The organism is Pseudooceanicola aestuarii, assembly GCF_010614805.1.
Taxonomy (GTDB): Bacteria; Pseudomonadota; Alphaproteobacteria; order Rhodobacterales; family Rhodobacteraceae; genus Pseudooceanicola; species Pseudooceanicola aestuarii.
Genome location: NZ_JAAFZC010000001.1, coordinates 2,437,277 through 2,453,046, shown reverse-complemented (window position 1 = coordinate 2,453,046; position 15,770 = coordinate 2,437,277). Strand labels below are relative to the sequence as shown.

General features: G+C 68.7%; 10 protein-coding genes. 5 read left to right on the top strand and 5 right to left on the bottom strand.

Translation table 11 applies throughout. The features are described from left to right. Positions 1-54: 54 nt before the first annotated feature. From G5A46_RS11645 to G5A46_RS11625, 5 genes are all read right to left on the bottom strand, one after another. Positions 55-1,803, bottom strand: a complete 1,749-nt coding sequence (locus tag G5A46_RS11645) for a hydantoinase B/oxoprolinase family protein (protein ID WP_163849551.1) — start codon at positions 1,801-1,803, stop codon at positions 55-57. Further along, a complete protein-coding gene (locus G5A46_RS11640; protein WP_163849550.1) occupies positions 1,800-3,944 on the bottom strand; it encodes a hydantoinase/oxoprolinase family protein in 2,145 nt (714 codons plus the stop codon). The genes G5A46_RS11645 and G5A46_RS11640 overlap by 4 nt, the downstream gene beginning before the upstream one ends. After that, the gene (locus tag G5A46_RS11635; protein ID WP_163849549.1) at positions 3,941-5,062 is read right to left on the bottom strand and encodes a M20 family metallopeptidase; all 1,122 of its coding nucleotides are present in this window, start codon (positions 5,060-5,062) and stop codon (positions 3,941-3,943) included. The genes G5A46_RS11640 and G5A46_RS11635 overlap by 4 nt, the downstream gene beginning before the upstream one ends. Further along, positions 5,059-6,447, bottom strand: coding sequence for a M20 family metallopeptidase (locus tag G5A46_RS11630; RefSeq protein ID WP_163849548.1), 1,389 nt, complete (start codon positions 6,445-6,447; stop codon positions 5,059-5,061). The genes G5A46_RS11635 and G5A46_RS11630 overlap by 4 nt, the downstream gene beginning before the upstream one ends. A gap of 278 nt (positions 6,448-6,725) precedes the next feature. After that, a complete protein-coding gene (locus G5A46_RS11625; RefSeq protein ID WP_163849547.1) occupies positions 6,726-7,496 on the bottom strand; it encodes an IclR family transcriptional regulator in 771 nt (256 codons plus the stop codon). 96 nt (positions 7,497-7,592) lie between these two features. Between G5A46_RS11625 and G5A46_RS11620 the strand changes: the two genes are divergently transcribed. From G5A46_RS11620 to G5A46_RS11600, 5 genes are read left to right on the top strand one after another with little or no spacing between them, the layout of a single operon-like run. Next, entirely contained in the window at positions 7,593-9,302 is a 1,710-nt protein-coding gene (locus G5A46_RS11620; RefSeq protein WP_163849546.1) for a M28 family metallopeptidase, read from the top strand. A 4-nt stretch (positions 9,303-9,306) separates the two neighbouring features. Then, the gene (locus tag G5A46_RS11615) at positions 9,307-10,287 is read left to right on the top strand and encodes an NADPH:quinone reductase (protein ID WP_163849545.1); all 981 of its coding nucleotides are present in this window, start codon (positions 9,307-9,309) and stop codon (positions 10,285-10,287) included. A gap of 14 nt (positions 10,288-10,301) precedes the next feature. Continuing rightward, complete coding sequence (locus G5A46_RS11610) at positions 10,302-12,107, top strand: hydantoinase B/oxoprolinase family protein (protein WP_163849544.1); 1,806 nt, start codon at positions 10,302-10,304, stop codon at positions 12,105-12,107. Continuing rightward, complete coding sequence (locus G5A46_RS11605; protein WP_163849543.1) at positions 12,107-14,146, top strand: hydantoinase/oxoprolinase family protein; 2,040 nt, start codon at positions 12,107-12,109, stop codon at positions 14,144-14,146. The genes G5A46_RS11610 and G5A46_RS11605 overlap by 1 nt, the downstream gene beginning before the upstream one ends. Beyond that, positions 14,143-15,504, top strand: a complete 1,362-nt coding sequence (locus G5A46_RS11600; RefSeq protein ID WP_163849542.1) for a M20/M25/M40 family metallo-hydrolase — start codon at positions 14,143-14,145, stop codon at positions 15,502-15,504. Before G5A46_RS11605 ends, G5A46_RS11600 begins: the two co-directional genes overlap by 4 nt. Positions 15,505-15,770 lie beyond the last annotated feature (266 nt).

The following is a 15,770-nucleotide window of genomic DNA, read 5'->3' as shown; positions in this document are numbered from 1 at the left end:
CGGCCCGGACGCAGTGCCGGGCCGTGTCGTCATCCCGTCTGGGCGGTTGCGCCGCTATTCCGCCGCCGGGACCAGTGGGACGCCGTAATCGCGTGCCACGCCCTCTGGCGTGACGTAGCCTTCGTCCAGGTCGCGCTGTATCGCCTCGGGCGCACGTTCGGAGGGGGGGCCGAACCCGCCGCCGCCGGGCTGGACCAGCCGTACCCTGTCGCCCTGTCGCAGATCCGCACGGCCCGCGGTGCGGAAAGGCGCGCCATCGTTGACGGAGATATGGCCCAGCCCGCCGGGGGCGCCCTCCTCCATCCCCTTGGCCGGCTCGACCAGGCGCCCGCCGGACAGGGCCGACCGCACCGGCGCATCGGCCAGCACGCGCAGCACCGTCTCCTGCCCCAGCCCGCCGCGAAACCGACCGGCGCCGCCGGTGTCGGGCACCAGCATCCGCCGTTCCACCAGGAAGGGGCCGTCATGTTCGAACAGCTCCACCGAGGTGGAGGCGATGTTGCCGGGAAAGACCACCGCCGTGTTCCCGTCGCGATCCCGAAAGGCCCCCTGCCCGCCCTGGGCGTTGTAATGGGTGACAAAGGGCCGCCCATCCAGCCCGGTGCCGGCGAATTTCTGGATCCACAGCGGATAGGTGCCCGAGGGCGCCATGACCTTGTCCGGGGCGATCTTGCGCAGCGCGCCCATGATCGCCTCGACGGTGAAATAGGACAGCAGGCTGCGATACATCCCCGGCGCCGGATAGGTCGGGTTCAGCACGCTGCCCTCGGGCACCGAAATCTCCACAGGGCGGAAGGCGCCGGCATTCATCGGCAGATCGGGGCACAGCGTGGCAATGAAGGGAAAGACGCAATAGGCCCGGGTGATGTTCAGCACCGCATTGATCGGCTTGGCCACCTGCGGCGAGGTGCCGGTAAAATCCAGCTGCACCCGGTCCTCCAGGATCTTCAGCGCCACGCGGATGCGGATCGGATCGCCCGCGTCATCCGTCAGCTCGTGAAAGACCTCGTTCACCGTCTCGCCCTGCGGCAGACGACCGATGGCGGCGCGGAACGCGGCCTCGGAATGGGCGGTGACGCGATCGGCCAGTGGCTCCAGGCTGGTCAGGTCGAACTCGTCCATCATCCGCAGGATTCCGGCGGCGCCGACGCGGTTGGCAGCCATCTGGGCGCGAATGTCGCCCAGGATCTTCTCGGACATGCGGACATTGCGCCGGATCAGACGCACCAGCGCCTCGTCCTCCACCCCGGCAGAGACCAGCTTGGTCACCGGGATGATCAGCCCCTCTTCGTAGACGTCGCGTGCGTCGGTGGCGCCCAGACGCCCGCCCATGTCGGCGTGATGCGCGCAAGTGCAAGTGAACCCGACGAGCACGCCGTTGCGAAAGACCGGCGTGGCGATGAAGACGTCCGGCGCGTGGCCCGCACCGATCCACGGATCGTTGGAGATCAGCACATCGCCCTCCGCCAGAGTCTCCGGCGGGTAGACGGCCAGCAGATCGCGCAGAACCATGGGGGTGGATCCGGCCTGGCCGGGGGTGCATTGCATGGATTGCGCCAGCATCTGCCCGCGCGCATCGTAGATGGAACAGGCGTAATCGTGATTATCCCGCACCACCAGGCTGAAGGCGGTGCGGACCAGCGTGGTGGCAATCTCGTCCGCGATGGCCACCAGGCGGGACCACAGAACCTGCTGCTGGATCGCCGCCAGACCGTCGCGCGCAGCTCCGGTGGCAGAGGCCGTGCGCCCTTCGGGCAGGGCTGCGGCGGGGCGCGGCGGGGCGGGTGTGTTCTGGGCGCTCATGTGGCGGGCTCCTTCCGCGGATCGGGACGGGATGCTGATCGGGTCTGCGTAGCGGCGGCAGGGGCGGTCGCTTCGGCCTCCGCCGGGTCCGGCAGGGTGATGTCCAGCCAGCCGCCCGGCCCCTTGCGCGCCCGCGCCCCGGCGGGCAGCAGGATCGTGGTGCCGGACTGGCCGATCAGGGCCGGGCCCGTGACCTCGCCCGTCACGGCGTCGAAGGGCAGCACCTGGTGGTCCACCATCTGCCCGGCCAGCGGATCCCAGGCCCGACGCCAGCGTGGCGCGGGCGCCGGGCCGGCGGTCGCGGCGGCAAATCCCGGCCCCTCCTGCGCCGCCTCCGACACCAGCCGCAGGGTGACGATCTCGGGCACCAGATCATCATAGGTATAACCATAGGCCGCGTCATAGGCGGCGGCAAAGGCGGCGGCGATGGCCGGGGCGGACAGGTCGTCCTGCAGTCGGACGCGCAGCTGATGCCCCTGCCCGGCATAGCGCATCTCCGCATAGCGGCGGCGCGTCAGCGGCGCACGGGGCGCCACGGCGCCGACGACGGCATCCGCCTCGGCCGCCAGGGCCGCGAATTCGTCCTCCAGCGCACCGGGGGTCAGGGCGTCCAGCCGCGCGGGGCGGCTGCGCGCCACTTCAAAGCTGGGCGTGGCCATGAGGAACCCCAGGGCCGAAAAGACGCCCGCCGCCTCGGGCACCATCAGACGGGTGATCCCCAGCTTGCGCGCCACGGCGGCGCCATGCAGCGGGCCGCCGCCGCCACAGGCCACCATCGCCGCCCGGGCCGGATCGCCACCATGTTCGGCGGCATACATCCGCGCGGCCTGGGCCATGTTCTCGTCCACCATCGCGACGATGGCGGCAGCGGCCAGATCCACGTCCAGCCCCAGCAGGGCGGCCACATCGCGGGCGATCGCGGCGCGGGCGGCCTCTACGTCCAGGATGATGCCCCCGGCGCGGAACTCCGCCGGGTCCAGATAGCCCAGAACCAGGTTCGCATCGGTGATCGTCGCCCGCGTGCCGCCGCGTCCGAAACAGGCCGGGCCGGGATCCGAGGCCGCGCTTTCCGGCCCGATCCGCAGCAGGCCCAGGGCATCCACCTGCGCGATGGAGCCGCCGCCGGCGCCGATCTCGATCAGGTCAACAGTGGGCACCGCCAGCGGCGTGCCCGAGCCGCGCTTGAACCGGTGCACGCGATCGACCTCGTAGGCGCGGGTGATGGGCAGTTCCCCGTCGCGGATCAGGCAGGCCTTGGCGGTGGTGCCGCCCATGTCGAAGGCCAGGATATCATCCGCCCCGGCCGCCTGACCCAGACGCCCGGCGGCCAGAACGCCGCCCACGGGGCCGCTTTCGGCCAGGCGAACGGGGGCCTGACGGGCGGTCTGCGCTCCGATCACCCCGCCGCCCGATTGCATCAGGAACAGCGGATGGGCATAGCCCGCATCGGCCAGCGCGCCTTCCAGCGCACCCAGGTAGCGATCGACTTTCGGCCGAACGTAGGCATTTAGCGCAGTGGTGGAAAACCGTTCGAATTCCTGCACTTCCGGCAGGACATCACTGGATAGCGACAGGTCCAACGGCAGGTCCATCTCCGCCGCGATGGCCGCCGCCTGCCGTTCCTGTGCCGGGTTGGCATAGGAATGCAACAGACACAGCGCGACCGAGGCGACGCCCTGCCCCGCCAGATCGCGCAGCACATCGCGCAGCCCGTCGGCGTCCAGCGGCTCGAACTCCTGCCCGTCATGGCCGATACGCCCCGCGACCTCGCGGCGAAGCCTGCGGGGAACGATCGGCGCCGGGAAGGCCTGGCGGATGTCGTAGATGTCATAGCGGATCTCCCGCCGCGTCTCCAACACATCGCGAAAGCCCGCATTGGTGATCAGCGCGGTCTCGGCCCCCTTGCGTTCGATGATGGCGTTGATCACCAGCGTGGTGCCATGGATCAGCGTTTCCATCCCCTCCAGCAGGCCGGGACGCGCGGCGGCCAGTTCGGCCAGCCCGGCCATCACGCCCTGTTCCGGGGCTTCGGGTGTGGTCGGCACCTTCAGCGTCTCCACCGCGCCGGTGGCCGGATCGAACAACAGGAAATCGGTAAAGCTGCCGCCGACGTCGCAGCCGATCCTCAGCCCGGCGCTCATTCCAGCGTCTCCAACAGGCGCTTCAGCAGGTCGCGGCGCGGTTCAAGCGAGGAGATCAGCAGATGTTCGTTCAGGGTGTGGGCGTCGTTGCCATCCACGCCCAACCCGTCCAGCGTCGGGGTCAGCGGAGCGGTGAAATTGCCATCGCTGCCACCCCCGGTCTTCAGCCCGACCAGGTCAAATCCGATCTCCGCCGCCAGCGCGCGCGCATGGTCGAACAGCGCCGCGACACGGGCGTCCGTCTCGTAGGCCGGGCGGTTCAGCCCGCCGGTGATCGACAGGCGGATATCGGGATCCTCGGCCCACAGCCCGTCGACGAAGGCCTGCACCTCCTCTGCCGCCTCGGCATCGGGGACGCGCACATCGACGCGGATGCGGGCATGGGCGGCCACGACATTCACGCCGGTGCCGCCGGTGATCTCGCCGACGTTGCAGGTGATGCCGCGGTCATAATCGGTCAGCGCGGCGAATTTCAGGGTCAGCCGGGCGATCTCCACCACGGCGGAGCGTCCTGCCTGGTGACGGGTGCCCGCATGGGCGGCGGTGCCGAATGTCTCGGCCTCGAAGCGCATGACCCCCTTGCGTGCGGTGACGATCTTGCCGCCCTCCCGCGCCGGTTCGGTGACCAGCACGTATTTCGCCGCGCGGGCCAGCTCCTCGATCACCGCCCGCGAGGTCGGAGAGCCGATTTCCTCGTCCGAGACCATCAGATGCGTCACCGGCAGGCGCCCGGTGCCGGCGGCGGCGATTTCCCGAACCGCCTGCATGGCGATGTAGCTGCCGCCCTTCATGTCGCAGATGCCCGGGCCATAGGCCAGGTCGCCCTCTACCCGGAAGGGGAATTCACCAATAGTTCCAGCTGGATGCACCGTGTCGTTGTGGCTGAGAACCAGGATGCCAGGCGCGTTCGATCCCTCGCCCCAGGGCGCCCGCACGATCAGCTGATCACCCTGACCGTCGCGGCCCGCGATCCGTTCCGACCGGGCGCCACAGCTGGCGTAATCCGCCGCGATCGTGTCGCACAGCCGCGCGATGCCTGCCACGTCGGGGGTGTGGCTTTCGATCTCGACCCAGCGGCGGATCCCCGCCAGCATCTCTTCTGCGGTTGCGCTTGTCATTTTGTCCCTCTTTCTCCGATGTCCCAGAACAGACCCGCCATCAGGCCCAGCCCCTCGCGCACGATCGGCGCCAGCATGTGTTCGTCCGGCCCGTGCTGCCGGCATCCGCCATAGGAATGCGGGATCCAGATCACCGGACAGCCCAGATGGCGGGCGAAGATCTCGCTGGGCAGCCCGCCGGAGGAATTGGGCATCAGGATCGGCCGCTCCCCCCGCGTCCGGGTGAGAGAGGCCAGCACCTCCTCCACCCAGGGATCGTCGGGATCGGTGCGCCAGGGCGGGAAGCGATTGCCGGGCAGTTCCTCGACCTCCACCATGTCGAAGCCATGGGCGTCCAGATGGCGCCGCAGGGCGGGCATGAACTTCTGTGCATCTGCATCGACGGTATGCCGGATCTGACATCGCGCCCGGGCCGCGGGCTGAACCCCGTTCACCGGGTTTTCGGGCCGTCCCGACAGCATCGCCAGCACGATGAAGCTGGTCCAGCCGTACATCTTTTCAGGCGTCGTCAGCCCCGGCTGGCCCCAATCCTCGGGCATGATCAGCGACGGATCGGACGGATCGACGCGGATGTCGCGGATCGCGGCGCGGATCCTTGGCGGGATGTCGCGGGGCAGCCAATCCTCGATCAGGATTTCGCCACGCGGGCTGGTGATGCAGGACAGCGCCTGCGCCAGGATGATCGCCGGATCCTCCAGCACCCCGCCCCAATGACCCGAATGGCGGCTGCCCTCGCGCAGGGTCAGGTGCATGTCGAAGGTGACAGAGCCGCGGTTGCCCAGTTTCACGTCCGGGCGTTCCACCACCAGACGCGGCCCGTCCGAGGCGATCAGCACATCCGCCGCCAGGGCCTGTGCCTCGGTCTCCAGCAGCTGGTCCAGCCCGGTGGAGCCGATTTCCTCGCTGGTCTCGATCAGCACCTTCACGTTGAAGCCCAGGCGCCCGCGCACTTTCAGCACCTCGTTCAGGGCGGCCAGAACCAGCGCGTGCTGGCCCTTGTTGTCGGCGGTTCCGCGTCCGTACCAGCGATCGCCCTCGACCGCGACGGTCCAGGGGTCCAGCCCTTCGCGCCATTGTTCGGGAATGCCGCGCACCACGTCGCCATGGCCATAGGTCAGCACCGTCGGCAGGGCCGGATCCTCGATCCGGGTGCCGATCAGGAAGGGGCCGCCGCCCGGTTCGGGATTGGGCAGGATGCGACTGTCGAACCCCATGTCGGCAAGGGCTGGCGTGATCTGATCCGTCAGATAGCGGTGCAGATCGGCATGGCGGTCCGGCTCCTGGCTTTCGGTGGGGATGGCGATGCGGCCACGCAGGATCTCGACAAAGGCACCGCTGTCCACCAGCCCCTGCGCGGCGGCGACGGCCTGCTCCCGGCTGCTCATCCTTGGATGGGTCCGGCTTGGGGGCGGCGGGGGGGAAACTGGGTCAAATCGGGCGCCTTTCGGTCAATCGGTTTCGGGTGTTCGGCGAACGGGACGGCTTGCATTTTTCATTGTGTGAAACAACGTTTCGTCTGCAATAAAATCAGAATGCGCCGCGCCGGGCAAGACCCCAACCCCATCAAACGCGAAAACGGACCCGCAAAGGTCCGTTCTGCCCGGATTTCACCCAAAGGATCCCGGCCTCCGCCGCCCCAACCCCCGGCGCCGCCGGGGCGCGATCAGCTGACCACCACCGGCGTGCCACGATAGCCCAGCGCGACCGACAGCCGCCCGGAGGCGCTGACCAGCGCGTCGCGGGTCTCGGTGCGCAGCGTGTCGCGCAACCGATCTGCCGCGCCGGTCACGCTGAGCGCGGCGATGACCATGCCGCTGGCATCGCGCACCGGCGCCGCGACAGAGCATTTGTGCAAGTCCAGCTCTCCTTCGGAGATGGTCCAGCCGTCGCGGCGAATCTGATCCAGCAACGAGCGCAGCACGTCGGGGTCGCGGATCGTGCCATCGGTAAAGGCCTGCATCTCGCCTTCCAGCACCGCGTCCTGAATGTCCTGCCGGGCATGGGCCAGCAGGACCTTGGGCCCGCCCCCTGCATAAAGCGGCCCGTGCCGCCCGACCTGGGCAAAGATCTGGTCCGGGTCGGGCGAAGACCGCAAAAGGATACAGACCGAATTCAGCCCGTCGCGCACCAGCAGCAGCACGTTTTCGCGCAGCCGGTCATAGAGTTCATGCAGGAACGGTTCTGCCGCCGCGATCAGCCGCGATTGCCGCCGCGCCTGATCCCCCAACAGCATCGCGCGAAAGCCCAGAGTGTAGCGCCGGTCGGCGTCCTTGGTCACGAAGCCCCGCGCCTCCAGCGTGAACAGCAGGCGGAAGGTCTGGCTCTTGGTGCAGCCTGTGGCGGCGGCCAGTTCCGTGACCCCACTGCCGGGATTGTCGGCGAGTGCCTCCAACATGCGCAGCGCGCGGTCCACGGATGAAATCGTGTAGTCCAATACAAGCTCTCCTCAAATCTGCTCTTTACCCGATGCGGGTCTTCTGCCTACCATCAACGAAACAACGTTTCAATCAGTGAAAAAACGGAGACATTCATGCTTGATCGCGAGGCCGCCCGAAACGACGTGACCCTGTCCGCCCCCTGGGCGCTGATCGAGGCCTTCGCGAACCAGCCGCGCGAGAAGCCCCAGGATGCCAATGCCGGTGCGGACATGATCGTGCAGGCCCTGGAAAATCTGGGTGTTCCGGTGCGCGTATATGAGCCCGAGATCTACATGTCACTTCCGATCTCGGCCTCTGTGACTGCCGGGGACCGTACCTTCGCGGCCAAGCCGCCGGCCTTCTGCGCCTCGGTTCCCGAGGGCGTGACCGGCGAGCTGATCTTCATGGAGGACGCCTCGGGCGGCACCCCGCTGGACCGCAACCCCGCCGCGCTGGACGCGCTGAAGGCGGCGGCGGGCAAGATCGCGGTGATCGAGGGTTTTGCCCTGCCGAACTTCATTGCCGGGCTTGAGGCGGCAGGGGCCATCGCGGTGATCGCGGTCAATCCCGGCCAGCGCATCCACTGGGGCACGGTCAATACCGTCTGGGGCACGCCTGAACCCGAAGACCTGCGCAACCTGCCCAAGATCCCGTCCGCCGCCGTGAACCGGCCCGATGGCGCGGCGCTGATCGCTCTGGCGCGCGAAGGCGGCACCGCCACGGTGCGCACCACGCTGGAAACCGGCTGGCACGCCCAGAAACTGCCCGTGGCCGAGATCCCGGGCAGCGGCGAGACGGATGATTTCGTGCTGGTCCATGGCCATTACGACAGCTGGCAGGAGGGCGTGGGCGACAACGGCACCGGCAATGCCTGCATGATCGAACTGGCCAATGTCCTGTGGCGCAACCGCGCGGCGCTGAAGCGCGGGGTGCGGCTGGCCTGGTGGCCGGGCCATTCCGCCGCCCGGTACGGCGGATCGGCCTGGTTTGCCGACGAATTCGGGCTGGAGCTGGATGCGAATTGCGTGGCCCATCTGAATTGCGACAGTCCCGGCTGTCGCTGGGCGACCTCCTACGAAGCGATTGCCTGCACCTCGGAGGCGGAGCAATTCGTGCGCGAGGTGGTGCAGGAAGTCACCGGACAGACCCCCGTGCGCAAGCGCCCGCAGCGCAATTCCGACTACACGTTCAACAACATCGGCATCACCGGCGCCTTCAACGGATCCTCCATGTTGCCCGAAGAGGTGCGCAAGGAAAAAGGGTATTACGTGGTCGGCGGCTGTGGCGGCAACATCGCCTGGCATACCGAGGACGACACGATCGAAATCGCGGACAAGGACGTGCTGGACACCGATATCCGGCTCTACCTGACCGCCGTGCTGCGTCTGGCCTGCGATCCTGTGCTGCCGCTGGACTGGCGCGCTGCGGCGATGGAATATGCAGAGACGGCAGCCAGCTACCGTCAGGCGGCCGCGCCCTGGATCGATCTCGCGCCGGTCGAGGCGGAGATCGCCGCCCTGGCGACCGAGCTTGACGCCTTCTATGCCGGGGTGGAGAGCGGCGCCATTGCTCCCGATGCGGCCAACGCGGTGATCCGCGGACTGGCGCGCATCCTGGTGCCGGTGAACTACGTGCGCGGCCCCCGCTTTACCCATGATCCGGCACTGAACGTGCCGCCCCTGCCCGCCATCGCCGCAGCGCAATCGCTGCCCGGCATGGACGCGGGGCTGCGCGGCTTTGCCCTGGCGCAGGTGCTGCGCGGGCGCAACCGGGTGATCAGCGCCCTGCGCGCGGCGACCGATCTGATCGCCACGGCAGGCTGAGAGGATGCGCGCCCTGCTGTATACCCGCACCGGCCCGGCGACAGAGGTTCTGCATCTGGCCGACCGCCCCCTGCCCCGGCCCGGACCGGGCGCGGTGCGGGTGCGGGTGGCGGCCTCGGGCGTGAATCCGCATGACACGAAATCCCGATCCGGCTGGTCCGGGCGGGAGGTGCCGCCGGGCGGGGTGATCCCGCATAGCGACGGCGCCGGGGTGATCGATGCGGTGGGCACCGGAGTGGAATCCGCGCGGATCGGTGAACGGGTCTTTGTCCTGGGGGCACCCCATGGCGCGGGCACGGCGGCGGATCATGTGGTCGTGCCCTCCCTGCAGGCGCCCCCGCTGCCCCCCACCTTTTCGATGGCCGAGGGCGCCTGCATCGGCGTGCCCGCCTATACCGCCTGGCTGGCCGTGCTGGCCGACGGGCCGGTGGCGGGCCAGCTGGTCGTGGTGCAGGGCGGCGGCGGCGCTGTGGGGCGCATCGCGGTCGAGCTGGCGCGCCTGTCGGGCGCCACGGTGCTGGCCACCGGACGCAGCGAACAATCCCGCGCCGTGGCTGCCGCGCGCGGGGCCCATCACGTCCTGCCTGCCGGGGACGCAACCGCCCTGCGGGACATGGTGGCCCGGCTGGGCGACGGGCGCGGCGCCGCCCGCATCGTCGAGGTCGATTTCGCCGCCAACCGGGCGCTGGATGCCGCCCTGCTGGCCCCGCATGGCACGCTGGCGGCCTATTCCTGCTCGTCCGACCGCACGCCGCCGCTGGATTACTATGCCTTCGCGCGCAAGGCCGCGCGGCTGAGCTTTGTGCAGGGCAACGATCTGACCCCCGCCGAACTGGCCGGCGCCACCGCCTGCCTGACCCGCCATTTCGCCGCCGGGCAGCTGCGCCCGGACATCGCCGCGACCCATCCGCTTGATCGGGCCGCCCGCGCCCACGAAGCCGTGGAACGGGGCGCCCCCGCCAACATCGTCGTCACAATCGACTGACCGCCGAGGACAGAATGCCCCGAGACAAACATACACAAACGCTTTGCGATCCCGTCACGCTGGAAATCATCCGGGGCGCCATCATGGCCGCCCAACGGGAGATGGAGGCGCTGATCGAGCGCACGGCCATTTCGGCCTTCATCCGCGAGAAGAAGGATTTCTATACCGCCCTGTTCGATGGCAACGGCACGATGGCGGTGGGCTCCATGGTGCCGATCTTCGGCGATCTGACCTCTCCCGTCTTCGAGCATTTCCCGCGCGAGGAGATGAAGCCGGGCGATCTGTACTGGTACAACGATTGCTACGGCTCCAGGGGGGCGGTGACCCATTCCAACGATCAGGTCCTGCTGGCCCCCGTCTTTGCCAACGGCACCCTGTCGGCCTTTGTCATGTCCTGGGCGCATTTCGCGGATATCGGCGGGCTGATGCCCGGATCCATCAGCCCCGATGCGACCTCGATCTACCAGGAGGGGATCATCGTCCCCCCGACCAAGCTGATCGATGCCGGCGTCACCAACGAAAGCGCGCTGGCGATCTTTCACCGCAATTCCCGCTATCCGGAACAAAGCATCGGTGACATGTCGGCGCTGATGGCCTCGGTCAATCTGGGTGTGGCCCGCATGGCCGAGGTGGTGGAGCGGCACGGAACCGATGTCTTTGCAGACGCGCTGTCACAGCTGCTGGACCGGACCCGCAGTCTGGTGCGCCGCCGCATGGCGGAAACCTTCGACTACGGCACCCACCGCTTTGCCGACACGATCGACACCGACGGCCATGGCAACGGCCCCTTTGCCCTGCGCTTTGCCATCACGCGCGAGCGCGATGCCGATGGCGGGGACCGGTTCATCTTCGACGCCACCGAAAGTGACGATCAGGCCCCCGGCCCGGTCAACCTGATCATGAACCCGGCCGTGCCCGGCATGGCCCTGGGCCTGTACTATCTGGGCGGCGATCCCGCGCAGGTCTGCAATGCCGGCGGCCCGCTGAGTTTCGACGAGGTGCGGCTGCGCGAAGGATCGATCGTGCAGCCGAAATTCCCCGCCCCGCTGGGGATGCGCGGACTGACGATGATGCGGATGCTGGCGGTGCTGAACGGGCTGGTGAACGTGGCCGGGGGCGGCGCACCGGCGGCGCATTCGGCCTATGTGATCACCATGATGCGCGGCACCTACCGCGATGCGGAGAATACCGTGGTCCCGTTCCTGCTGGCCGACGGAATCGGCGTGGGCTACGGCGCGCGCGACTTCGCCGACGGGATCGACGCGGTCTATTTCGTCGCGCAGGAGAACTATCCGGTCGAATTCCTGGAAGCCGGCTACCCCTATCGTCTGCGTCAGTACGGCGTCGTGCCCGATTCCGGCGGACCGGGGCGCTGGCGCGGTGGCACGGGCATCATCCGCGAATACGAGATCCTGGCCGACGAGGTCACGATGGCCGTGCGCATCGACGGGGTGAAGAACCCGCCCTGGGGCTATGCCGGCGGCATGTGCGGCGGGACGGGCCGCGCCATGCTGAACCCCGGCACGCCGCAGGAATTCACGCTGGACCCCCTGTCGGACGGCACCCGGATGAAAAAGGGCGATATCCTGCGCATCGAAACCGGCGGCGGCGGCGGCAACGGCCATCCGCATGACCGGCCTGCCGAAACCGTGCTGAAGGATGTGCTGGGCGGCTTTGTCACCGCCGAAGCCGCGCGGGTGCATTACGGCGTCGTCATCACCGACGAAACGCTGGACATCGCCGCCACCGAGGCGCTGCGCGCCGACCGGCCCGCTGTCCTGCCCTTCCACCGCAACACCTACCGAGAGGAGCTTCTGTGATGGCGCTCGACACCTCCGTCTCCGCCCTGGCCATCGCCGTGGACATCGGCGGCACCTTTACCGACATCGCGCTGGTGGATCACGCCACCGGCCAGACCTGGCGGGCCAAGACGCCCTCGACCCCGGCGGATCCCTCCGAAGGGTTCCTGAACGGCATCCGCCTGGCCCTGGAAGAGGCCGGCCGCCCCGCCTCGGATCTGGCACAGGTGCTGCATGGCACCACCGTGGCCACCAACATGATCCTTGAGGGCAAGGGGGCGAAAACCGCGCTGGTGACCACCGCGGGCTTTCGCCACGTGCTGGGGATCGGGCGGCAGGACATCCCGCGCAAGGCCAACCTCTATACCTGGATAAAGCCCGAGCCGCCGGTGCCCGCCGAACATGTGGTGGAGATCACCGAACGGATCGGCGCCGGGGGTGTGGTGATCACCCCGCTGGACGAGGACAGCGTGCGTGCCGCCGCCGCCCGCATCGCCCGCATGGGGGTCGAGGCGGTGGCCGTCTCGCTGCTGCACGCCTTTGCCAATGCCGATCACGAACGCCGTGTGGCGCAGATCCTGGCAGAGGAACTGCCGGATCTGGCGATCACCATTTCCACCGATGTGCTGCCCGTGTCGCGGGAATACGAACGCTCTCTCACCACGGTGCTGAACGCCACGGTGATGCCCGGTGTCACCCGCTATGTCGCGCGGCTGGAACAGCGGCTGGCCGAGGAAGGGACGCAAACGCCCCTGATGCTGATGCAGTCCAACGGCGGCGTCGCCGGCGCGCCCAAGATCCGCGTCGCGCCCGCCCTGACCGCCCTGTCCGGCCCCGCCGCCGGGGTGGTGGGCGCCCGCGCCGTGGCCCGCGCCTGCGGGATCGATGATCTGATTACCGTGGATATCGGCGGCACCTCGGCCGACATCTGCCTGATCAAGGGCGGCGAGATCGGCCTGACCCAGGCCGGAAGCGTCGGCGATTGGCCCCTGGCCCTGCCGATGGTGGACATGATCACCATCGGCGCCGGGGGCGGATCGCTGGCGCGGGTCAAGGACGGCGCCCTGGCCGTCGGTCCGGAAAGCGCGGGCGCCCGGCCCGGCCCGGCCTCCTATGGCCATGGCGGGACCGAACCCACGGTGACCGATGCCCATGTCGCCCTGGGCCAGCTGCCCGCCAGCCTGCTGGGCGGGCGGATGAAACTGGACGTGGCCGCCGCCCGCCGCGCGGTTGGCGATCTGGCGCAGGTGCTGGGGCTGGATCTGGAAACCGCAGCACGCGGGATCCTGGCCATTGCCGACAACCACATGGTTGGCGCGATGCGCGTCGTGTCGGTCGAACGGGGGCATGATCCGCGCGATTTCGCACTGGTCCCCTTTGGCGGGGCGGGGCCGCTGCATGGCTGCGCGCTGGCTGATCTTCTGGGTCTGACCCGGGTGCTGCTGGCCCCCGCGCCCGGTGTGCTCTGCGCCGACGGTCTGCTGGCTGCGGATCTGCGGGCCGAGTTCTCCCGCGCCATGGCCCGCCCCGGCCCGATGCGCCCCGAAGAGGCCCTGCCCCTGGTGGCCGAGCTGACCGAAGCCGCCGACCGCTGGTTCACCGCCGAGGATGTCGCCCCCGAGGCACGGATGGTCCTGCCCGTGGCGCTGATGCGCTTTGCCGGTCAGGGCGGCGAGCTGGCCGTGCCCTTCGCCGACACCCGCGAAGCGCTCGAACGGAATTTCCGCAGCGCGCATCAGGCGCTTTACGGCTTTGTTCTGGAGGCCCAGGTTGAACTGGTCACCCTTCGGATCGAGGCGACGGGCCTGGCCCGGACCCCGGCGCCCGCCCAGCTGGACCCTGGCCCCGCCCCGTCGCCCAGCGAACATGTCAGCGTGCAGCTGGCCGATGGCCCCGCCGAGGTGCCCGTGCTGGACCGCGCCGCCTTTGGCGCCGGGGCCAGCGTCACCGGTCCCGCCATCCTGACCCAGCTGGACACCACCACCTTCCTTGCGCCCGGATGGACCGCCACGGCCCATCCCTCGGGTGCGATGATCCTGACCAGGGACACTGCCGCATGACCGATCTGCAACCCGTTCTCGACCATATCGATGCCCGCTCTGACGAATATGTGCGGCGGGTGATGGACTACGTCAGCCATCCCTCCATCTCGGCGCAGAACATCGGCATCCGCGATGTCTGCAACCTGCTGCTGGACATGCTGGGCAAGCTGGGGATGCAGCCCGAGGCGATCGAGACGCCGGGCCATCCCTTCGTGCTGGCGCGCTACGACGTGTCGCCGGACAAGCCGACGATCCTGCTTTATGGCCATTACGACGTGCAGCCACCCGAACCGCTGGAGCTGTGGACATCCGATCCCTTCACCCCCGAGATCCGCGATGGCCGGATCTGGGCGCGCGGCATCGGCGACAACAAGGGCCAGCATTTCGCCCAGATCCTGGCATTGGAAGCGCATCTGGCCGTGCATGGCACCCTGCCCTGCAACGTGATCTTCCTGTTGGAAGGCGAGGAAGAGATCGGATCGCCCCAGATCGCCGATTTCATCCGGGCCCACAAGGACCGGCTGGCCTGCGATCTGGTGGTGACGGCCGATGGCCCGCTGCATTCCTCCGGCGCGCCGGTGCTGACCTACGGGGTGCGCGGCGTCGTGGCCTTTGAACTGCACGCCCGAACCGCCGGGCGCGATGCGCATTCGGGCAATTACGGCGGGGTGATGCCCAATGCGATCTGGACACTGGTGCACCTGCTGTCCACCATGAAGACCCCGGAGGGCGAGATCACGATCGACGGGCTGCACGATCCGATCATCCCCCCCACGAATGCCGAGATCGCCGCCATGGCCGATCTGCCGCTGGACGTGGAGGATCTGATGCAGGACATGGGCATGCACCGGCTGGACGCCCCCGCCGACCGCCCGTTCTGGGAACGGCTGATGTTCCGCCCCACCCTGACGATCAACGGGCTGCATGGCGGTTATGGCGGCGCGGGGGGCAAGACTGTCCTGCCCGCCGAGGCGATCGCCAAATGCGACATCCGCCTGGTGGAGGCGATGACTCCCGATCAGGTGATCGCCTGCGTGCGCGATCACGTGGCCCGTCATGCGCCCGAAGGCGACGTGGAGGTGGTGGCCTCCGAAGGGATGCTCCCCTCAAAGACGCCGTTCGATGCGAAATGGGGGCCGGTCATTCAGGCCTCCATCCAGGCGGCACGGGGGCAGAAACCGCTGGTCTATCCCTGCGTCGGGGGCTCCCTGCCCGATTACGTCTTTACCAAGATCCTCGGCGTGCCCGCCTATGTGACCCCCTATGCCAACGCGGACGAGGCGAACCACGCCCCGAACGAGAACATGGAGGTGGCGCTCTTCCTTCAGGGCATCCGCAGCGGGGCTGCCCTGCTGGACCACATCGGCCGCGCCTGAGCCAGCGCGCCCGCCCGCTCCCGGCCGGTCGGGATCGGCGGCGGGGTCGCGAACGGGGTCGGGACAAACCGGGAGGCGATTCACCATGGCCGGACGGCGGGCACCTGCCCCGCCGCTGCGCCTGAAATCGCGCCCGGCACCGCGCCCGCTGCCGCATAACATGTCGAAAACATGGCGAATTTTCGGCAAGAATCCGGCCTGTCCGCTCCGTTCACATAGGGCGCCCCCTCCCGATATGATCCGACCTATCCCTTCGGGATGTCCCG

Excerpts from the sequence above, each read along its gene's own strand:
- G5A46_RS11645 (WP_163849551.1), bottom strand. The coding sequence starts at position 1,803 with ATGAGCGCCCAGAACACACCCGCCCCGCCGCGCCCCGCCGCAGCCCTG.
- G5A46_RS11640 (WP_163849550.1), bottom strand. The coding sequence starts at position 3,944 with ATGAGCGCCGGGCTGAGGATCGGCTGCGACGTCGGCGGCAGCTTTACC.
- G5A46_RS11635 (WP_163849549.1), bottom strand. The coding sequence starts at position 5,062 with ATGACAAGCGCAACCGCAGAAGAGATGCTGGCGGGGATCCGCCGCTGG.
- G5A46_RS11630 (WP_163849548.1), bottom strand. The coding sequence starts at position 6,447 with ATGAGCAGCCGGGAGCAGGCCGTCGCCGCCGCGCAGGGGCTGGTGGAC.
- G5A46_RS11620 (WP_163849546.1), top strand. The coding sequence starts at position 7,593 with ATGCTTGATCGCGAGGCCGCCCGAAACGACGTGACCCTGTCCGCCCCC.
- G5A46_RS11615 (WP_163849545.1), top strand. The coding sequence starts at position 9,307 with ATGCGCGCCCTGCTGTATACCCGCACCGGCCCGGCGACAGAGGTTCTG.
- G5A46_RS11610 (WP_163849544.1), top strand. The coding sequence starts at position 10,302 with ATGCCCCGAGACAAACATACACAAACGCTTTGCGATCCCGTCACGCTG.
- G5A46_RS11605 (WP_163849543.1), top strand. The coding sequence starts at position 12,107 with ATGGCGCTCGACACCTCCGTCTCCGCCCTGGCCATCGCCGTGGACATC.
- G5A46_RS11600 (WP_163849542.1), top strand. The coding sequence starts at position 14,143 with ATGACCGATCTGCAACCCGTTCTCGACCATATCGATGCCCGCTCTGAC.